This window comes from Meiothermus sp. CFH 77666 (genome assembly GCF_017497985.1).
Taxonomy (GTDB): Bacteria; Deinococcota; Deinococci; order Deinococcales; family Thermaceae; genus Meiothermus.
Map to the genome: position 1 here is coordinate 1 of NZ_JAGDFV010000043.1, position 18933 is coordinate 18933.

The 18933-nt window shown below is 60.2% G+C and carries 28 protein-coding genes and 1 pseudogene; 22 read left to right on the plus strand and 7 right to left on the minus strand.

From position 1 onward, the window contains the following. The first annotated feature begins 296 nt into the window (after positions 1-296). From J3L12_RS15500 to J3L12_RS15600, 21 genes are all read left to right on the plus strand, one after another. The gene (locus J3L12_RS15500) at positions 297-695 is read left to right on the plus strand and encodes a hypothetical protein (RefSeq protein WP_208015957.1); all 399 of its coding nucleotides are present in this window, start codon (positions 297-299) and stop codon (positions 693-695) included. A gap of 85 nt (positions 696-780) precedes the next feature. Continuing rightward, entirely contained in the window at positions 781-1002 is a 222-nt protein-coding gene (locus J3L12_RS15505) for a hypothetical protein (protein ID WP_208015958.1), read from the plus strand. Further along, the gene (locus J3L12_RS15510) at positions 999-1802 is read left to right on the plus strand and encodes an ArdC-like ssDNA-binding domain-containing protein (RefSeq protein WP_208015959.1); all 804 of its coding nucleotides are present in this window, start codon (positions 999-1001) and stop codon (positions 1800-1802) included. Before J3L12_RS15505 ends, J3L12_RS15510 begins: the two co-directional genes overlap by 4 nt. Before the next feature lie 58 nt (positions 1803-1860). Continuing rightward, positions 1861-2160: a hypothetical protein gene (locus tag J3L12_RS15515; protein WP_208015960.1), complete on the plus strand. Its 300-nt coding sequence runs from the start codon at positions 1861-1863 to the stop codon at positions 2158-2160. An 11-nt stretch (positions 2161-2171) separates the two neighbouring features. After that, complete coding sequence (locus J3L12_RS15520; RefSeq protein WP_208015961.1) at positions 2172-2465, plus strand: hypothetical protein; 294 nt, start codon at positions 2172-2174, stop codon at positions 2463-2465. Positions 2466-2513: 48 nt separating this feature from the next. Then, a complete protein-coding gene (locus J3L12_RS15525) occupies positions 2514-2654 on the plus strand; it encodes a hypothetical protein (protein WP_208015962.1) in 141 nt (46 codons plus the stop codon). A gap of 1 nt (position 2655) precedes the next feature. Beyond that, complete coding sequence (locus J3L12_RS15530) at positions 2656-2835, plus strand: peptidylprolyl isomerase (RefSeq protein ID WP_208015963.1); 180 nt, start codon at positions 2656-2658, stop codon at positions 2833-2835. A 23-nt stretch (positions 2836-2858) separates the two neighbouring features. Further along, a complete protein-coding gene (locus J3L12_RS15535) occupies positions 2859-3257 on the plus strand; it encodes a DUF6788 family protein (RefSeq protein WP_208015964.1) in 399 nt (132 codons plus the stop codon). Positions 3258-3420: 163 nt separating this feature from the next. After that, positions 3421-3609, plus strand: coding sequence for a hypothetical protein (locus J3L12_RS15540; protein ID WP_208015965.1), 189 nt, complete (start codon positions 3421-3423; stop codon positions 3607-3609). Between the two features lie 14 nt (positions 3610-3623). Continuing rightward, positions 3624-3905 (plus strand): hypothetical protein, encoded by a 282-nt coding sequence (locus tag J3L12_RS15545; RefSeq protein WP_208015966.1) that lies wholly within the window; start codon positions 3624-3626, stop codon positions 3903-3905. Then, on the plus strand, positions 3902-4111 hold the full coding sequence (locus J3L12_RS15550; RefSeq protein WP_208015967.1) for a hypothetical protein: 210 nt from the start codon (positions 3902-3904) through the stop codon (positions 4109-4111). The genes J3L12_RS15545 and J3L12_RS15550 overlap by 4 nt, the downstream gene beginning before the upstream one ends. 204 nt (positions 4112-4315) lie before the next feature. Beyond that, positions 4316-4540, plus strand: a complete 225-nt coding sequence (locus J3L12_RS15555) for a hypothetical protein (RefSeq protein WP_208015968.1) — start codon at positions 4316-4318, stop codon at positions 4538-4540. Next, on the plus strand, positions 4509-5222 hold the full coding sequence (locus J3L12_RS15560; protein WP_208015969.1) for a hypothetical protein: 714 nt from the start codon (positions 4509-4511) through the stop codon (positions 5220-5222). The genes J3L12_RS15555 and J3L12_RS15560 overlap by 32 nt, the downstream gene beginning before the upstream one ends. Beyond that, on the plus strand, positions 5195-5956 hold the full coding sequence (locus tag J3L12_RS15565; RefSeq protein ID WP_208015970.1) for an ATP-binding protein: 762 nt from the start codon (positions 5195-5197) through the stop codon (positions 5954-5956). The genes J3L12_RS15560 and J3L12_RS15565 overlap by 28 nt, the downstream gene beginning before the upstream one ends. 46 nt (positions 5957-6002) lie before the next feature. Then, positions 6003-6371, plus strand: a complete 369-nt coding sequence (locus J3L12_RS15570; RefSeq protein WP_208015971.1) for a hypothetical protein — start codon at positions 6003-6005, stop codon at positions 6369-6371. Continuing rightward, the gene (locus J3L12_RS16815; RefSeq protein WP_243455308.1) at positions 6368-6829 is read left to right on the plus strand and encodes a hypothetical protein; all 462 of its coding nucleotides are present in this window, start codon (positions 6368-6370) and stop codon (positions 6827-6829) included. The genes J3L12_RS15570 and J3L12_RS16815 overlap by 4 nt, the downstream gene beginning before the upstream one ends. Before the next feature lie 48 nt (positions 6830-6877). Beyond that, complete coding sequence (locus J3L12_RS15580) at positions 6878-7153, plus strand: SWIM zinc finger family protein (RefSeq protein ID WP_208015972.1); 276 nt, start codon at positions 6878-6880, stop codon at positions 7151-7153. A gap of 56 nt (positions 7154-7209) precedes the next feature. Then, a complete protein-coding gene (locus J3L12_RS15585) occupies positions 7210-7722 on the plus strand; it encodes a Rad52/Rad22 family DNA repair protein (RefSeq protein ID WP_208015973.1) in 513 nt (170 codons plus the stop codon). Positions 7723-7829: 107 nt separating this feature from the next. Then, on the plus strand, positions 7830-8063 hold the full coding sequence (locus tag J3L12_RS15590) for a hypothetical protein (RefSeq protein ID WP_119280559.1): 234 nt from the start codon (positions 7830-7832) through the stop codon (positions 8061-8063). A 95-nt stretch (positions 8064-8158) separates the two neighbouring features. Beyond that, complete coding sequence (locus J3L12_RS15595; protein ID WP_208015974.1) at positions 8159-9268, plus strand: helix-turn-helix domain-containing protein; 1110 nt, start codon at positions 8159-8161, stop codon at positions 9266-9268. 8 nt (positions 9269-9276) lie between these two features. Continuing rightward, positions 9277-9765: a hypothetical protein gene (locus J3L12_RS15600; RefSeq protein WP_208015975.1), complete on the plus strand. Its 489-nt coding sequence runs from the start codon at positions 9277-9279 to the stop codon at positions 9763-9765. A gap of 26 nt (positions 9766-9791) precedes the next feature. Here J3L12_RS15600 and J3L12_RS15605 read toward each other — a convergent pair whose 3' ends face one another. Then, positions 9792-12482: a DEAD/DEAH box helicase family protein gene (locus J3L12_RS15605; RefSeq protein ID WP_208015976.1), complete on the minus strand. Its 2691-nt coding sequence runs from the start codon at positions 12480-12482 to the stop codon at positions 9792-9794. A 2-nt stretch (positions 12483-12484) separates the two neighbouring features. Then, complete coding sequence (locus tag J3L12_RS15610; RefSeq protein WP_208015977.1) at positions 12485-14374, minus strand: site-specific DNA-methyltransferase; 1890 nt, start codon at positions 14372-14374, stop codon at positions 12485-12487. 67 nt (positions 14375-14441) lie between these two features. Between J3L12_RS15610 and J3L12_RS15615 the strand changes: the two genes are divergently transcribed. After that, positions 14442-15218: a three-Cys-motif partner protein TcmP gene (locus tag J3L12_RS15615; protein ID WP_208015978.1), complete on the plus strand. Its 777-nt coding sequence runs from the start codon at positions 14442-14444 to the stop codon at positions 15216-15218. Here the strand turns inward: J3L12_RS15615 and J3L12_RS15620 are convergent. The 5 genes and pseudogenes from J3L12_RS15620 to J3L12_RS16820 all read right to left on the minus strand — a co-directional run. After that, a complete protein-coding gene (locus J3L12_RS15620; RefSeq protein ID WP_208015979.1) occupies positions 15126-15917 on the minus strand; it encodes a phage Gp37/Gp68 family protein in 792 nt (263 codons plus the stop codon). The genes J3L12_RS15615 and J3L12_RS15620 overlap by 93 nt on opposite strands. Positions 15918-15980: 63 nt before the next feature. Beyond that, the gene (locus tag J3L12_RS15625) at positions 15981-16724 is read right to left on the minus strand and encodes a tyrosine-type recombinase/integrase (RefSeq protein WP_208015980.1); all 744 of its coding nucleotides are present in this window, start codon (positions 16722-16724) and stop codon (positions 15981-15983) included. Positions 16725-16783: 59 nt separating this feature from the next. Beyond that, complete coding sequence (locus J3L12_RS15630) at positions 16784-17830, minus strand: nucleoside 2-deoxyribosyltransferase (RefSeq protein ID WP_208015981.1); 1047 nt, start codon at positions 17828-17830, stop codon at positions 16784-16786. Continuing rightward, positions 17830-18366, minus strand: a complete 537-nt coding sequence (locus J3L12_RS17015; RefSeq protein ID WP_279381151.1) for a DMT family transporter — start codon at positions 18364-18366, stop codon at positions 17830-17832. The genes J3L12_RS15630 and J3L12_RS17015 overlap by 1 nt, the downstream gene beginning before the upstream one ends. 172 nt (positions 18367-18538) lie before the next feature. Beyond that, a pseudogene (locus J3L12_RS16820) lies at positions 18539-18933 on the minus strand (transposase); the annotation flags it as partial.

Sequence of the window (18933 nt, forward strand, 5' to 3'; positions counted from 1 at the left end):
ACTGGCACAGCTCAAAGCCCTGCTGGGGTCGTATCAGTTCAACCAATCGTTTATGCTCTTCCATGGGCCACCTCCTGGCGGGGGCTGGCCCTTATTCTTAGCCGTTTTCAAAGTTTTGTCGTGTACTGAGGCCCTGGCCTTGCTGGCCTTGTAGTTTGCATCCTTCAATCGGACAAGCTAACCTTTCGATGGGAGGTCTTTCTGTTTTCACACAGCGTAATCTGCGCTGACAGGGGCCTCCCTTTCAACTACCCCCAGGGATAATCTCACCTTACTACCCTTTTTTGGAGGTGGCAATGAAAGTAGCTTCGCATCCGAGACTCACTTACATCAGTCTTTACAGGAATGAGGCCTGGTGTAATGTAGATGTGTACCGGGAAGGCTCGAAGGTGCTGGTGGTCTTGCGCGACCAGGACGAAAATGACGATGAAAGCCTGACCAATACCATTGATAGCGTGGCCTACCAGGTGCGTCTAGCGCTAGATTCTCGCGGGTTGGGGGGGATGGAGATCCAATGGATTCAGTGGAGCCGTGCTGACAAGCTGGCAAGCATCGTTACGTTTGAGGATGAAGTGTTTTTCAATAATCCCAGTTGGCAATATCTCTCCAGAGCACAGTTTCAGAAAATCCTCGAGGACTTTGGCGCACCAGATCAGCTTGAAACCTGGATTCGGGAAGGCACTATAGAGTTTTGAGGGCTGATATGTCTGGCAATACCCCCCACCCGCCCTGCCCGCTGTCCTCGAGGCCCTCGCCAGCCTGGAAAAGGATTCGGCCCTGATGGAGGACGCCGCCAAAGCCTACTACCGCCAGGGCTGGGACGGCTGGCCCCCCTCGGTGGGGTTGCCCATCGGCGTGGCGCTGCAACTGCTGGATCGGCACCGCTACGCGCTGGGGGCGCTCGAGCTTGAGGGGTCTACCAGCGCAAGCCCGACTAGTGGGTGGGTGAACCAGGGGGCGGCCTTTGCCGCCCCCCTCTCTTTGCGCGAGGTGAAGCCATGAAAACCGATGCGCTGATGGAGAAAATCAAGGGGTGGACGGAGCAACTGGCCGCACAACTCAAAGAAGGGCATACGCAAGGCCTGGTAACGTTTCTGGAGAGGGCCGGACGGTTCCACCGCTACAGCTACCATAACACCCTGCTGATCCTGATGCAGCAGCCCAACGCCACCCTGGTTGCGGGCCTGAAGCGCTGGAACGAACTGGGGCGGCGGGTTAAGAAGGGCGAGCGGGCGATTGCTATTCTGGCCCCGACCCTGAAGCGGGAGGAGCGGGTGGACGAGATCACCGGGGAGGTGCGAGTGGTGCAGCGTTTGGTCAGCTTCCACACCGCCTATGTTTTCGACATCTCCCAGACCGAAGGTGAGCCGGTGGAGATCAAAGACCGCAACCCCCAGGGGGCTGAGGTGTACGGACGGCTGCGGCGGGCCTGCCCGGTTCCGGTAGAGGAGCAACTGATGCCGGAGGGGTTTTTCGGAAAGACCGACGGGAAGCGTATCTTTCTAGCCAGCGTGCAGTCCCCTACCGCCAAGGCCGAGACCCTGTTGCACGAGTGGGCGCACACCCTGCTGCACTTCGATGAAGCAAGGCGCGGAGCGCAGGTGGAAGAGCTCGAGGCTGAGGCCACTGCCTTCGTGGTAGGGCGGGAGCTCGGGCTGCCCATGCAGGGGAGCCGGGACTACATCCTGCAATGGCAGGGCGGGGTGGAGGGGCTGGAGGGCTCCCTCGAGCGCATCATGCGGGCAGCGCGGGAGATTCTGGCCTGCATTCAGGGGCACGAGATCGCCCTGGCCGCAGCGTAGGACTGCGGCGGAGCCAGGGGGCGGTTTCCCGCCCCCGGCTTGCTTTTGAGGAGGAGATATGCAGGTTGCAGATTTGCAGGACAGCCGCTACATGCTTCTGAGCGATTTGCAGGATCGGCAGCCGGTGCTGGAGCACCTGGGGCTGGGAGACGAACTCCCGGAGTGGCCCCACCTGCTGGTCTGGGCCGAGGACGGGGAGTACCGCGAGGTCTGGGGCTGCCGCTTTACGCCTCCCTTGCTCAGCGACCCCGCAGTGCGGCTCTACCCCAGGGCTGAAGCAGCCCCGGACGAGCCCGATTTCGACGAGGCGGTGGAGTGGCGCGACCTGGAGGGGCCGGAGCTACCCGCCGAGTGGTAAAGGAGGTTTGGATGTCAAAGTGGATGGACTATGCGGATCTGGACTACAGAAGCAGGCAAGAGGCGTATCTGAACGAGAAGAAAGCATTTCTGGAGTCGCGCGGCCTGGTGCAAAGCCACCGCGAGAACGATGTTCCAGAAGGCTTCGACTTGGAAAAGGTCAATATCCTCTTTTCAATGGAGGTACCAGGGGTCATCAACCTCTTTGTGGATTTAGGGGATGGCCTCTACGCAGAGGTCACCTGCTACGAGTTCGACGAGGGCCCGGACTTCCAGTACCACACCACGTATTACCGGGCGAAATAACCAGGGGGCGGCAGAGGCCGCCCCTTTCCTTCTTCCGAGGTGATGAGCATGGCGAAGAAGCAACGGCTCAAGTTTGCCCGTGGGCACGAGTGGGGGTTGGGGCGGGCTACCCAGACTCATGGCGACAAGCGTCAGAAGCGGATGGGCACCCGTGGGGCCCGGTTGCGGGCAGCGTTACGGGAGGAGTGATATGCAGATCGAGCTTTCCCCGCACGAACTCAAAGCCCTGCTCGAGCTTCTCAAAGAGCACCAATACTATGGCTGGATCGAGCAGGTAGGGGAGTTTGAGATCGAGGCCAGCGGGCGGGTGTCCCCGGTGCTGTTGGCCTTGTTGCAGCGGCTCAAGCAGATGCAGCGCAAAGCGGCCTGATTCTTGCCCCCTTGGAGGAACACATGGGACTGGAACTGGGGCAAGAACGGGAGCGGGCAGTGCGGGCGCTGGATAACCTCCTCGCCCGCATCGAGGAGGCCCAGCGCGACCTCGAGCAAGCCCAGGCCCGGCTGGAGGGCCTGTTGCCGATGCGGGTGGTCTGGAAGAAGAAGTCCTGCGGCAAGGAGGGTTGCCGCTGCGCTCGCGGGGCCCTGCACGGGCCATACCCCTACCTGATCGAGCACAAGGAGGGTAAGAAGCTCGAGCGCTACCTGGGGAAGGGCTGGAGTCCCCCCGAGGGAATGATCCAGCCTGAACGCTACCGCCGCCTGATGGGGGAGTTCAACACCCGCCGGGAGCGGCTGGAAAACCTGCTGCAACGGTTGGATCGGGCGGTGGAGATGATGCGCGGGTGGAAATAGGAGGAATATGGGACTGATCGTTTTGAACAACCGGCTTTATGCCGTAGAGGATTCGGTGCTCGAAATGATGATCATTCAGGGCGATTTCCTCAACTGGGGGTGCTGGAGGAAGCGTTGGGGTCCTTGCAAACACGGGTAAGGCTCTACCGCAAGTAGGCAAGCCTTGAAGGAACGGTACGACGAGCAGGCTGCACTCCGCAAAAACCCGTTCGGGAGCTACTACCGCCCGCTCATTCACTGGTTCCGGGTGGTAGACAGCGACCCCGAGTACCCCGACCACATCGGCCTGGCCTACAGCAAGGTTTACGGCAAAGACACCTACCAGTGGGAACTGTACTACGCCCTCGCCTGAAGGAAGGAGGATTGATGCGACGGATAAACGACCCCATTGCTCTGCGGGACTGCCTGTCCCGGCTGTTTGATGGCACCCACCTGACCGTGGCCCAGGCCCGGTTGCTGCTGGCCTCGAGGGGCATCCGGGCCCCTCGAAAGACGGTGGAGGCGGCGCTGAAATTGCCGGCTCTGGGTGGACAGGTGGCTAAAGCCCCAAAACCTCAACCCCGCCCCCGCCTGAAGCCCCTGGATGACCTGCCACTCACCCCCAAGGAGCGGGAGATCATGGAGCGGCTGCGAAGGGAGCCTGCATGAACAACCTGAAAAACATCGAGGTTCTGATCCGGGTGCTCGAGCGGCTCAAGGCCGAGAGTCCGGAGTTCCAGGCCGATGCCCTGTGGAAGCTGGGGGACTTCATCACCGAGGCCGTGGATCAGCAGATGACCCTCGAGGAGCACTCGCTCTTTGAGCGTTTGCAGGATTTCCACAGCAGGATCGAGGAAATGGCGGCTGAAAGTTGAACCAGGGGGCGGCTTTTGCCGCCCCTTTCCTTCTTCCGAGGTGAGATATGCGAGAGGAAGTCTGCCCGGAATGCGGGGGCGAGGGCTATCTGGTCTATGTGGGCGGCCCCGGCTACTACAGCAGTGCGTTTGGCAACTACCTGCCCAGCGAGGAGTGTGTTCGATGCTCGTTCTGTGGCGGGAGCGGACTGGTGGAGGTGGAGGATGCGGTACTTGCAACTCAAGCAGATCAGGATTTCGTACCTGGAGAAAGCCCCGGATCACGGGCGGCCTGAGATCGCCGTGATTTTCCCAGGCCGCAAGCGGCAGCGGGTGGTGCCGGTGGCGGTGGGGGAAGAGGCCACCCGGCTCTGGCAGCAGCCTCTCTCGGAGGAGGGCTTTTTGGCCCTGGCCGAACATGCCCAGGACGAAACGCTGGTATCGGCTTGAGGCGGGCCGCCTGAAGGGGTTGCTCGAGCGGCTCTCCCTCAAGGACGGGCTCTTGCTGTGGGAGGCCCTGGGGGAAGACCCCAGGGCTTTTCCGCTGGGGAAAGAGGAGGCCCGGCGGCAAGCAATGCACCGGATTCGGCGTGACAAAATGTCACAGCGAATCGAAGAAAACCCCGTGACAAAATGTCACACCGCTTTGCGTGCAGGAGCGGAAAAACCCCCTGTGAAAAAGCGGATTGGGCATGACAAAATGTCACAGGAAAAACGCCAAAATCCGGTGACAAAACGTCACGCCTACCCTGACCCCGCCGGAACCCTGGCCCAGGCGCTTGGCGGCTGGCGGGCGGGGCTGTTGTTTCGGGCTCGCAAGGAGCAGAACCCCCTGATCCAGAAGCTGGCCCACCAGCACAAAGAGAGCCTGCTGGAACTGCTGAACCTGGCCGAGGGCCTTCCCCTTCCGAGGAGAATCCCCACCACCCTGGCCTGGCTTGGGGAGTTTGCGGAGGCCCTCGAGCGCCTGGGGGATGCCGAGGTGCAAAAGGTGCTGCTGGAGGTCAGGAAGCGAGGAGTGGAGAACCCCCTGAGCTATGCGGCTAAGGTGCTGGCCTCTATTGCGCCGCACCCGGCGCAAAAAGCGCACAAGGAGGAGAAAGTATGGACACCCACCGGCGAGCGGTTCTGAATCTTGCCCCCTTGCTGGAAACGGTGAAGAGCAAGCGGGGGCAGGAAAACCCCACCGACCCCGGCCTGCCCCCCTGCCCGCTGTGCGGGGCGGCGGCCCTGAGCGGGTATACCTTCGCCCGGCCCAGCCAGATCGAGCACGATTGCGACTGTGGCTACCTCGAGCCCGAGCGTTACCAGGCCGCCTTGCTCAAGACCTGGCGGCGCTACACCGCTCCCCGGCTGCTGCGGACTGACCTGGAGGGCTACCCGAAGTACAGGGACTACCTGGAAAAGCCCGTAGAGGGGCACCAGGGCAACCGGGCCGCGCTGGAGGCGGTGCGAAGCTACACCGGAGGCATCCTTTACCTCTTCGGACCGCCGGGGGTAGGGAAGACCCACCTGGCCCTGCGCCTGGCCGGGAAGATCGCCGCTGAAGGGCGTTTCGTGCGCTTCAGGAGCGAGCTGGACTTTCTGGCCGAGGAGCGGCTGGCCGCCGTCGGAGAGGGGGCCTTGCCCACCTATGAGCGGCTGGTGCTCGATGACGGGGGCAAGTGCCGGCTCTCCCCCTTCAGTGCCGAACGCCTCTACGCCCTGGTGGAGGGGGCCAGCGCAGGCCGCTACGACCTGATCCTCACCTCCAACCTGGCCCCGGAAGCCTTTGCCACACGGCTGGGCGAGGTGGGCGAGGCCGTGCTATCGCGCATCCGGGGTGGGCTGGTGGCGGAGGTGCAAGGGCCGGATAGGCGTTCCTGAACCAGGGGGCCCTTGAGGGGCCCCATAGGACGATTGAGGAGGAAAAATGAGCGCTTTTCGTGCCTGCTGGATTCGAGAAGGCAGCCTGAATCCCCCTTTGGGGGCGGTTGGCATCGCCTGGCCGCTGCCTAACCCCTCACCCCAGGAGGAGGGTAGCTGGGTGTTCTGGCAACAGGGGGCGGCCTGGTACTGCAACCTGAGCGACCTGCAACTCTTCGAGGCCACCCTGCGCCCCTGGCAGATCGGCCCCGGTGCCAGAGTCATCCACCCCTGGCCCGCTGAGGTTTTGGACGTGGTGCGCGACCCTGAGTGGGACTGGCCCACCCACGCCACCCTGCTCACGCCCAAAGGGGATCTGGTTTTCCATGTCCCCATCGAGCAACTGGTCATGTCTATCGAAAAGGAGGCTGCATGAGCAAGATTTATGCGCTCGACCTGAAATCTGAAACTGTAGAGAACGCCACCCACCTGGCCCTGCTCACCGACGAGGAGGCCGACGATCTGAACCGGGTCTCGGGTGACCTTTACGACTTTTTCGTGAGCCACTTCCGGCGGCGCCTGGTGCCCACCCGCCTGGTAGACCTGGAGGATACCCTCAAGGAACACGAGGAGGCGCTGGACGAGCTGGGGGATGCCCAGATCGCCCGCGACCGCTACCGCGAGGCCCTGGAGATTGCACGGGCCCAGGCCATCCTGGAGGGGCGTATCCAGGGCAAGAACGCCGAGGAGCGCGAGGCCCATGCCCGCACCCTCCTGGCCGAGCAGTACCAGAACCTACGCCTGGCCGAGGAGCGCCTGACCCGCGCCAAGGCCCAGGCCGAGATCGCCCGCAGCCGCTTTGAAATGATCAAGGCGTTGCTGGTCAAGGGGTGAACCAGGGGGCGGCAGAGGCCGCCCCGCGCCTTCGTCTGAGGTGAAGCCATGAAAAACATCCGCGAGCGCATTGAGGGCTTTCTAAACCGGCTGGAGCGGGCCGAGGGTATTCTGCTGGAGGGGCGGGTACACCGGGTGGAGGGCCTCCCACATACCTACGTGGTGCGGGGAAACGAGAACTACCTGGTGGATCTCGAGCGCAACTCCTGCACCTGCCCCGACGCAGCCAAAGGGCACGCCTGCAAGCACCTGCTGGCAGCGGTGTTGCTCGAGCGGGGGGAAAAGAAGGTTGTGGTTCGGACAATGGCTGCTAAAGCTGCATGAGCAACCGCAGGGGGTGGCCGAAGCCACCCCTTTGCTTTTCTTGCAAGGAGGAAGTAATGGAAGCCATCAACATCCTGACCGCGCCTCTCACCGCCGACGAAATCGAGTGGAAGATCATCTCGTCGAAGAACGGGAGCACCACCCTGGCTCCCTACATTGACGCTCGGGCCGTCATGACCCGGCTGGACCGGGCCTTCGGGCCTTTCGGCTGGCAGGTGCGCTACGCCCCAGCCCAGGTGGGCAACGAGCACGGGGTCATCGCAGGCATTACCATCAAGCACCCGGAGACCGGGGAGTGGGTGGAGAAGCAGGACGGCGCAAGCGCTTCAGACATGGAGCCTTTCAAGGGGGGGATCAGCGGGGCTTTGAAAAGAGCCGCCACAGTCTGGGGAATCGGGCGGGAACTCTACACCTACCCCAGGGTGATTGTGGAGGGCGAGCACAAGTACATCCCCTGGAAGGTGCTGGAGCGGCTCAAGGGGTTGCCCAAGGCTGTGGCTGAAGGCAAACCGCTGCCAGAGGTGATTCGGCTCAATCCCGAGGGGGAGAGTGTGCGGAAGGGGGGTTGATCATTCTTCAGTCTCTCGTGTAGTTTACATTTATGATGAATATTGCCTAGTAAAATTGTTGACATAAATTAACATCCATCGTATTCTTTGAAAAGAGGTACAGATTTATGGCAGGTAAACGCACCAGCCCTTCAATGGCAACTAAGGCCGCAAAGGCGTTGGATGATGGGCGGACTAGCCGGGTGACTAAATCCCTGGCCGCCAGCGTTCTGGCTCAAACCGGTGACAACAGCAAGACCAGCGCTGAGATCGCCTCCCTGGCCTCAGAGGTGCTCAGTAATCCGAAGTCCAGCGACATCGCCAAGAGTTTGGCCGCATCGGCGCTGTCCCAATCCGAGTAAGATCCCCGCACGCCCTACGTCTGCACTGTGAGCAGGTTGGTGACCACCGACTGCCTCTCGGACGTTAAGAAGGCACGTAAGGTAAGGGGCTTTCTATGATGAACGTCGGCTACATTCAGCCACTCCGCGAACAGCGGGGTCTAAGTCAAACCGATCTGGGTAACAAGGTTGGGGTGACCCGGCAGACCATCGCGGTCTGGGAAAAGGGTGAGCGCATGCCATCTATTGGGCAGTTGGCTGCTATAGCCCAAGCTCTAGGCGTTCCACTCGAGGTTTTCTTTGAACAAAATGCTGAGGAGCCGACCCTGTTGTTCAGGGCCGATGAGGCAGGGGTTCTTACCCCTGCGCTCAGGGCTCTGGTTCTCAAACGGGCCCTGGCCTACGCGGAGATCGAGCGGGAGATCGGTGAGGTCGCCGTATCGCCACCCCAGATGCCGGTAGAGGCATATGATCCGCACGCGGTGGAGCGCTACGCGGGTGAGGTGCGGGACTTCCTTGGGGTAGAACACGCTCCTTTGGGGGACGTGATTGCCCGGCTTGAGGAACGGGGTTTGAAGGTTCTCCTCACCCCACTGCCCGCCCACGTGAGCGGGTTCTCGGCCTACACCGAGTCGCTGGGGGCGGTCATCATCATCAACGAAAATCACCCGGTTGAGCGGCAGTTCTTCACCGCTCTGCATGAGCTGGCCCACCTCATCTGTCATCGTCAGGACTTCCTGCACCCTGAAAAGGCTGTGGCTGCGGGGTTGAGGGAGAAACTCGCCAACCACCTGGCCGGGGCGGTGCTGCTACCGCGTGAAGTGCTCGAGCGGGAACTCCACGCCTTCCGCAACCACTGGATCCCCGAGGCCATGCTGCTTGACCTCAAGCTGCGCTACAGCGTCAGCATGCGAACCGTCCTGATCCGTGCCGAACAGGTCGGCATCATTTCCCGTAAGCAATGTGGCCAGCAGATCGGTGTGTTGAACAAGAGATTCGGAAAAGATAAGGAGCCGCTCGAGCTGCGGCGCGAGTTCTACAACCCGGACTTTAAGGATGACCAAAGCCAGGTACTGCCCAAGTCACGGCTTGAGCGGTTGGTTTTCCAGGCCCTCTCCCTCGGTGTCGTGAGCGCCTCTCGGGCTGCGGAAGTGCTGGGGGTTCCGATTGAATATATCCGCAAGCGGGCCGCCCTCTGGTCGTCGAACGGTGTTAGTGCTCTTTAACAATCCCCATGATCCTGCTTTCCGACGCCAACATCCTTATCGATTTCGCCAACGTCGGGGGTCTGGACTCTCTGGTGAAGCTGGGAACCCTGGAAGTACTCGATGTTGTGCTGGCTGAAGTGGATGACCTAACCGAGCCGCAGGTCAGCGCGTTGGGCGTAAGGGTTGTGCGGGTTCAGGAAACGTGGTTTTCGGAGGCGAGAGTCCTGAAGAAGGCAGGGCTATCGCTGGCCGATGCCCTGTGCCTTCATTACTGTTGCACTAACGGCCATACGCTCCTCTCCAATGATGGGCGGCTGCGCAAGGCTTGTGCGGAGAACCAGGTCGCTGTCCACGGCAGCCTTTGGGCGGTTCTTGAGCTCCATTCCCGAGGGATTTGTCCACCTGCTGTGCTTTGCGGCTGGCTTTCTCGCTGGGAGAATGAACTGGAAGCCCGCCTACCTGCCAGTGAGCTGGCACGGGTTCGCCGGGAAGTAGGATGTACTGGGTTCCGGTGAGCTACTAGACCCAGAAGCAGATGGCATCACCCATTATTTGTCATAGATACCCTTTGCGAAACTGGCTTTACACGCTCAGGGCTCAGTTCGGCTGCGGAGGTCTCCACGACATAAGGGACCTCGAGCGCCCGGAAATGGGCCCTGCCGCTCTCGACCTTGAGGCGCTCGCTGATACGTAGCTTGGTTGGATCCTTGCTGCCCTTAGTCTCGCAGATGAAATAGAGCTTTTCCTGCTCGCCATCTACCATGACCAAGGCCCAGTCGGGGCGGTACTCGCCCAGCGGGGTATCTATCTCGAACCAGTCGGGGAGCTTGACGAAGAGCTTTACGTCCTCGCGCTTGTCCAGGGCCTCAGCGAAGCTACGCTCAACCTCCGACTGGTAGATCACCCCATCGTAGATGGAGCGCTCCACATCTATGATTTTGTCGAGGTAGCCGATGAGTTCCTCGCTCTCGAAGAGCATCATGTCATAGGCCTCTCCCTCGAGCCGCTCGTACTTGATGCCCTCCACCATCAGCTCCTCGAGGGTGTTTCTGATGGCAGCCAGGGCCAGGTCGATGAACTGCTGGGGGTTCACCTTGGCATCCACCAGCCGCCCCGACTCCTTGAGGATGCGGGCCAGGGTACCACGTGTCAGCTCGGTCTCACGCTGGAGGTAAGCCAGCAGGTCAGGGACGACAGGGCGGAAGTCCAGGTCTTCGGTGTTAACCTTGGCGAGTTCGGTATCGAGGTCTTTGCCAAGCCGGACAATGCGCCACTTCTCGATACGGTAGTGCGGGCGCTCAATTTTCGGCATCTCCCGGATGGCTTTGGCGGCCCGCGTCACCAGGTTCTCGGTGTCGAACTCCACCCGGTAGCGGGTGTGGTGCTTGATCCGTTCCCAGAGGGCACGAAAGTCCTCGTTGAGCTCCCAGCCCTTCTTGAGTTTGAGGGTGCGCCGCTCGCGGCTGTTTTTGATGCGATGCGGCCCAAAAGCGATGCCGGTCTCCTCCTCGATCTCGGTTTGCAGGGCTTTGGCAAAGTCTTTGTAGCTCTCGTTGGCGATGACGGTCAGCCGGTTGATCCGGGCGTCAAACGATCGTTCCCCGTTCTCGCGCACCGGTAGGCGCAGGCCCCGCCCGATCTCCTGGCGTTTCTTGACCTCAGACTGGGTCTCGTTGAGCGTGCAGATCTGGAACACGTTGGGATTGTCCCAGCCCTCGCGCAAGGCCGAGTGGCTAAAGATGAAGCGCAAGGGCTCCTCCAGCGACAAAAGACGCTCCTTGTCGCGCATGATTTTCTCGTAGACCTCTTCATCGGCCTGGGTATTACCCGAGGTATCCTTCCAGCCTGTCTTGTCCTCAGCGAAGTAGCCCCCGTGCACCTGCTCCACCGGGGGAAGTTTCAAGGAGGCGTAGGCCGGGAGCGCGGAAAACTCGCAGTAGGCCTCCTCGAACCAGCGCCGGAACTTGGCGTCTTCGCCCCGATAGTTCGCCACCCGGTCAATGAAAAACAGGGACAGTACCTTGAGCCGCTGGCCCTCGGGCAGCCGTGAGACGGTAAGTTCCTTGTTCAGGTGTTCCCGCACGGTTTCGCGGATCTGCGCCCGCATCAGGTCATCAGCGTTGACTCCTTGTTCCTGTCCCTCCTCCAGACGCACCCCGTTGGCGAAGCTCACGTACTTGAAGCCCGCGTCGATCTCCTCCACCACGTAGCCCCGGTACGGTTCTCGCTGGCCCGACAGTTCGTAGAGGTCAGATCCCTGCTTGAGGGTCACGGATTTGCGCTTGGTGGCTTTCCCATCCCACACATCGAGATCAACTTTTGCGCCGATTCTGCTTTTGGTAGCTTTTACCTCCCTCACCTTCAGGTGAGGAATGTTGAAGTTCTCCTCCTCGAGCACCGACGTCACCTCGATCTGCTTGACCAGCCCGAGGTCGTAGGCCCGTACCGGGTCGAGCCGGTAGAGCAGGTTGTAGGGGTTGCGGTGGGTGGCTGAGTAACGCAGCGTGCAGAGGGGATTCAGGCTCGCCAGGGCTCGTTTCGCCAGGTTGCTCTCGAAGTTCTGCGGCTCGTCCACGATGACGATCGGGTGCGCCGCCCGGATGAATTCGATGGGGCAGAAGCCCGAAAGCCGATCGTTGGGGAGAAAGATCACGTTGTTGCTCGGTTTGTTGAAGGCATCAATGTTGATGATAAGGATTTGCAGGGTGTTCTCGGTAGCGAAGGAGCGCAGCCGTGAGACCTGTTTGGAGTCGTAGACCCAGTAGTCCACCGGCACGTTGCCGTAGAGGGTGTCGAAATGATCTTTGGTGAGGCGCAGATTCGAGAGCACCCCCTCCCGGATGGCGACGCTGGGCACGGCGACGATGAACTTCTTGAAGCCGTAGAGGCGGTGCAGCTCGTAGATGGTGCGGAGGTAGACGTAGGTCTTGCCAGTCCCGGTCTCCATCTCTACCGAGAAGTTGAGCGCGATGCCGCTATCGGGGATCTCGATAGCCTCGAGCCGCTCGCTCGGCTCAAGCCCGTTTGCTTCTTGCACCTGGCGGACGTTCTCCAGCAGGGCCTCCGGGCTGAGCAGCAGTAGGTTGGCGTAGGCAGCGATGCCATAGAGCTCGTCGGACTCCATCTTCACGGTGTAGAGCCCCTCGCTCAAGGGTTGCCCTTCGAATACCCCAGTCACTGCCTGGACGGCCTCGAGCTGGTACTCCTGGTCGCTCTCGAACTTGATCTTCATGTTTACACCGTGCGGAAGCGGATGCCCCGGTCCCGCATCTCCAGGGCGATGTTGGTCTTGAGCGCGTCGTCGCCCGAGAAGGCCACGTCCAGGCACACCACCTGAAGGGGCTTAGGCTCCAGGGCCATCATCGCCCGCAGGGTCTCGGCCCGGATGGGCCGCTCGAGGCAGACCAGCAACTGCCCCTCCGCCACCGAGTACACCTTTTGTCCCTGGATCTCCTGTTCCTGAATCTTCGAGGATAGAGGCAGACCGGCCTTGAGCAACAGCTCGAAGAGCACGTCCTCTTGGGTGCGCCCCTCGACGAGGTTATCCACGAGCGCCTCGAGCTGGCCTTGGATGTCCTCGGCCTCGCCGTCCCACAGCTTGAAGTTGCTAGTGTCCAGACTGAAGGCTCTGAAGCCTAAATCCTGGCCGTCCGGCTCTAGGAGCCGAACTGCTGATTTTGCGTCCCCCGACCTGATGCGCTCCGCGGCTTTTTGTACTCGGGCACGCGTCACACTGCTGATGGTCGGGTAATTGGGGTTGGGGGTGGGTTCGGGTAGCTGGACGAGAACGAACCTCCGGTTGCCCCCATCCTCCTGGTTCATCTCCAGCACGGCCTGACCCAGCGTGCCTGACCCCGCGAAGAAATCAAGGACGATATCCCCGGCATCGGGCTCGGTAGCGAGCTGAAGCAGCCGCTTGAGCAACCTCACCGGCTTGGGCGTATCGAAGGCGTCGGCGTCCTCCCCGAACAGCGATTTGAACTCCTTCTTCGCTTCGTCGGTGTGCCCGACGTCGGTATGCTCCCACCAAGTATCGGCCACTACCCCTGCAACCTCACTCAAGTAGCGCTTATAGCGGGGTGTTTCATTTTCTTGGTTCAGCCCCCACCAGACACGGCCTTCTCTAACATTTTGTTCGTGCCTTTCTCTGCTGTAGCGCCAAACGGCAGTTCGGCTCGGCCATATCTCCTTGCCGGTCTTGGGATGAATGATCGGATAGTAAAGGTTGGGCCGCTGCTCGGAAGTTTTGTTACAGGTGTAGTTATCCGACATCCACGGCCCTCTGGGGTCATTGTCAGGGTTTTTATAAAGCCGGTTCTGCTCTTCCGTGCGCTCCATTCGTTTGAGCGTCGCCACGGCTTTCCCTTGCTCGTTGAACCGGCGAGACTTCACGTAGGAGAGCAGATAGTCATGGGTGTAGGAAAAATCGGTGGTGTCATTCGAGGGGGCATACTTTTTCTGCCAAAGAACGGTGGCGAGGAAGTTCTCCTCCCCGAAAATCTCGTCCATGATCGCCCGGAGGTTGTGCAGCTCATGGTCGTCAATGCTGACGAAAATCACCCCGTCGTCCCGCAGGAGGCTTCGGGCGAGTTGCAGCCGGGGGTACATCATGGACAGCCACCTGCTGTGGATTCGTCCTCCTTCTTCGGGTGCGGTGGTCAGCCTGACCCCATCCTCGGAGAGTTGCCCGGTGAAGCGAAGGTACTGCCGGACGCCCTCCCGGAAGTCGTCGGGGTATACGAAGTCATTGCCGGTGTTGTACGGGGGGTCAATGTAGATCAGCTTGACCTTGCCGTGGTACGCCTGCTGCAGCAGCTTGAGCACCTCGAGGTTATCCCCCTCGATGATCACGTTCTCGGTGGTGTCGAAGCCTACGGACTGATCCCGCCTGGGCCGCAGGGTCCCGCTGCTGGGGATTTGCACCGCGCGGATGGCCTCGGACTTCCCGGCCCATGACAGCCCGTAGCGCTCCCGCCCCGTTTCCACCCTCTCGCCGAGCAGCAGCTTGAAGGTCTCCAGGTCGAGCCTCCCCTCCTTGAAGGCCTCAGGGAAGAGTTCGCGGAGGGCCTCGAGGCGCTCTTCGATGAGGTTCGGTGTGGTAAGGAGAAGCTTCTCGGGTACCATAATGTAGAGTCAATGATAACGTGCAATTTCGGATAGAAGCCGTTCATTTTTTGCTATCCTGAAATTCATGGAGTATCCCAAGGCCCATCCTTGGACCTTGAAGAAGCTGGGGTTTTTGAAAAAGTATTTGCCCGCTTTCGTCAAGGCTACCCAAAAGGCATTGTCTCGCCATTACGTGGATGGGTTCGCCGGGCCAGGGTACAACCAGCAGACAGACGGCAGCCTGGTCGAAGGATCACCATTGTTGGCCATTCAACATCCCCAGTTCACCAGCTTCTTTTTTGTTGAAGAAAATCGCAGTTCGTACACTGAACTCGAGCGGAATCTCCGGGAGCGCGATCCCGGTCTTAGAGGTATCCACCTCTATCGAGGCGATTTTAACTTCCTAGTGGATAATATCTTGCAGCAGATTCACCCAAGAGCACCCACGCTGTTCTTTCTGGATCCCTTCGGCCTCGAACTCAGGTGGACTACAGTCGAAAAAATTGCCGGGCGGGAAAAAGCAGATATCTTTATCCTGATCAGCAGCAGCGGAGCTAACCGAGCCAGGAAAAACCACCCCCATACTTTGGATGAGTTCTTCGGAGACGCTTCGTGGCAGAACGTGCGGCAAAAGCCAGGGCAGTCCTGGTTTGAGGCATTTACCGAGGCTTACCGCGACCGGATGAGAGGGTTGGGACTGAATGGAACCGGATTGGTGACCGTAGCTAGGAACAGCAATAACGCACCCATGCACGTCCTGGCCTTCCACTCAAAGAACAAGATCGCTTTGCAAATTGCCAACGCGGTGTTCAGTCGTATTGAGACTGACCCTGTGCAACCGGGCTTGCGGTTCGGTGAGTGAGTCGGTTTGCGGAAACTCATCCCAGGTACGGCCATCCAGTAACCTGCCCCCACTCTTTGGTGTCCTACCGCCCCACTGCTTGAAGAAAAAGGGGACTCCGGCGCTCTGGCACTGATCCCGGACAGAGCGCACCCAGGTGGGGTTTACAGGGCGGTGATCAGGGCCGCTTTCGCCCCCAACAATTACCCAGTGGATGCCTTCGAGGTGCAGCTCCAGCGGCCCTAGAAGAGGTTCGCAGGAGAGAAACCTGACCTTTGCCCCTGTTTGACGAAGAAAGTCCACCCGCGACGTGTACTTCTGGTTCTCTACTGAAACGCCCATCCAGACGTTCTCGGGCCAGTCGATCAGGGGGTCAAGCTCTAGCAGGCGCTTATGCCGCTTGGTGAGAACTTGGTAGGTGTGCTGAGGGGTCTCGCGCATCACCCGGAAGACCTCGAGCAGGAAGGAAATGGGCATCTGCTCGTGGAAAAGATCGCTCATCGAGTTGACGAAGACCCGCCTTGGTTTCTTCCAACGGTAGGGCTCTTGTAGCCGCTCGGGGTGCAGGGTGAAGCGGAATCCCTGGGGGAAATGCTGCGAGAAGCGCTCGGTAATGCGCTCAGCATAGCAGTGTTTGCACCCTGGGCTGACCTTATTGCATCCGGTGGTAGGGTTCCAGGTGGCATCCGTCCACTCGATTGCAGTGCCGACGTTGGCCATTACGCCGTAACCTTAACACGGATAAACCGATATGTCTATGGGTATTAACACACTCAGCTACTCTCAACCCCACACCCGCCGGTAACTCTCCCCGACCTGCTCGAGCGAACTCTCAGCGTATATTTGGGTGGTCTTGGGGTCCTGGTGCCCCAGGAACTTCTGAAGCTGCTCGAGGGGCATCCCCCGGTCGAGGAGGGTCTGCGCCACCGAGTGCCGTAGCAGATGGGGATAGACCCGCTTTTGGATGCCCGCCTCCTGTGCCGCAGCCTGGATGAGCTTCTGGACGGCCCGAGCCGAGTAGCGGTCGTGGCGGTTGGACTCGAAGAGGTAGCCCCGCGCCCGGCCCGCCAGATGCACCCGGAGCTCCTGTGCCAGGGCGGGCAGGATGGGCACGTAGCGCACCGAGTCCTTCTTGGCCTTGTGGACGTAAATGTAGGGGGCCTCCCCGTCCAGGTGGGCATCCTGAGCCCGCAGGTGGACGAACTCGCTCACCCGGACTCCGGTGTAGAAGAGGGTCTTGAGCATCAGGCCAAAGACCGGCTTGCGGGGGTTCATGCGGTAGGCCGCCCCCAGCAACCGTTCGACCTCTTCCGGGGAAAGCCTTTCCACCACCCGGCGGCGCTTGGTGGGCGGGGAAAGGTCCAGCAGGCGGCGCACCCGCTCCACCACATACTTGCTCTGGTCGTAGTCCAGGTGGGCCTTGCGCCAGAGCTTGGCGGTCTCCCGGATCACCGCCTCGAGTTCAGAGTTCGCCTTTGCTTTCCTACCGCGCACTTCGGCCAGCTTGAGGGGGGTGGCGGGTTCCATTTGCCCCTCAGTTTAGCCAGGAGAGTTCGCTGTAGGGGGCTTGTGCGAAAAATAAAATGTCACAGTGCAGGGGAACCTACGGCGCTGGCTAGGTCGGCCAGGCGAAGAACAACCTGGTCTGCCGAGTGTGTGAGCATGAGATTGCGACGCATGTCGTACTCAGGTCCGACATAGAGACGAGTAGTGCTTGAGCAATACAGTACTACCTTTCGCCCTAGCGCCCTCAAGTAGCCCTGTATAGCACCGCTCTCGGGGTTCATGTCGGGGCCGTCACCAAAGGTAACTATTAACTCGCTCGTGACGGCGTTCTGGAAGTCCTGTTCGGCTCCCAAGCGCAGGGAATCGTTGCTATTAGCTTCGTAGCGCCGAGCGGTCTCCACGTGCCAACCCAGCGCTTCGAGCTCCCGTTGTGCTCGCTCCGCCATAATCAACTGGTACTCGTACTCCCCGCCGCCGAACTCGAGGAAAGCGTAGCCCGGACGCGCTGGAGGGTCTGGAACCACCCGCTGCCCAGGGTAGTTCAGTACCAATTCACGAACTACCTCTCTTACCCGTCGCTCAATGCGCTCGAAGGCGGCTTCGATGAGTTCACGATAGGACTGGGGGTCTGGATCAAGACCAGAGAAAGGGAAGTCGCCTTCGCATAACACATCGTCAGCCAACAGTTCCAGCAAAGGCGGTAGGCGCTGGGGTTCGGCGATATGATCGTGCTTGTACTGGAAATAGTTGCTCAGCAGAAGGATAACTGGCAGACCGATCCCAGCAGCGTATCCCACTTCGAAGGAGATCCCACCATCGTACTGGGTGTGGTAAATAGGGGCCAGCAGTGCGAAGGAGTTTCGTATACGCTCGGTGTCGATGCGGTAGATGGCCTGTGTTAGGCTCTCGCCAGGCTGAGGTACCACCACGCCGTTGGAGTCGCGGTAGGGAAGGAAGGTGAGAGGGCCTTCTGGGTGCAGACCCAAGGCTTCTAGCCCTTCCCGCAGCCCCTGGAAGCAAGCGTGCTCAATGCGAGCGCCGTAGTAGCGACCCGTGTGCTCGAATAGGAATGTAGCGACGTAGAGCGGGCCTTGTCCCTGTATGAGGCGCTTGAGGCGGGGATCCATTAATTCCTCACCACCACGACAGCCCCTGCTACCATCACCCCTAGCCCAATCATCTTAAGTAAGGAAATGGGGTTGGCGGCTAAGCCCAGTAGGCCCAGATGCCCCACTACTGCTGCAGTGGCGATCTGACTGGTCAGAATGATAGTCATGGCGTTGGCTACCCCCAGATGCTGAATGGAGTACACCGTCCCGAGTACCACCAGTAGTCCGATCAATCCGCCAAGGTAGCTGTACCAGGGCAATCCTTGCTGGAGGCCCCTGGAGAGCAGAAAAGCGGTGGTCAAAAGGCCTAGCATTGCTCCGACCAACAATCCCACACGCATGGAGGGCTCGAGCGCCCACCCTAAGAAGCTACTACGTTGGTAGAGTAACATTCCCAGCACAGCAACTGTTAAGCCGACCACGTGAACCACAGTGGAGAGGCCCCAAGGTCCAGCCTTATGTTGAAGCAAAGCATTGATAGGGCCCAATAGAGCAATCATCAAGCCGGTAAAAACAGCGACTAGAAACGGTAGGTAGGAAATGCTCGAGTTCATAATGCTTTCCAGGACACCTATTCGGTCTGCTTCGCATTATAAAACCTTCTCAAAGCATCTTCAAAACTGAAACTTCCGCGAGCAATGCGAAAGTCAGATTTGGCCTCCCCAAAGATAGGTGCTGTATAAGGTACCTTATTACCACTAATAGGTAATACCTTCGTGTGCTACCTCATAACTCCACCCCGGCCATCTTCAAGAGGATGCGGCTGCGAATGAGGTTGTGCACCAGAAGGATGAGGTTGACCCGAGCCACCAGCCCCCAGTAGGAGCGGGCTTCTACCCTGTGCAACCTCAATGACCGCACCATTACACTGAACCGGGTCTCGATCCAGTTGCGCACCCTCCCCATCCAATCCTGCCACCCCGTCTCCACCACCTTCCCTCCCCTAAGCCGGTAGGGAGGCGTCTGGACCCCCTGAACCCACCGGAAGCCCCGGTCCCCCAAGACCGCGGGCAGGTCGGCTACCAGCTCCCTCCCCCAGGTCTCCCGGGCGTTCCCGGGAAGGAGGGCATAGCGGAAGAAGAGACCCCGCTCGTTCATCACCGGCATCAGTACGTACCCGC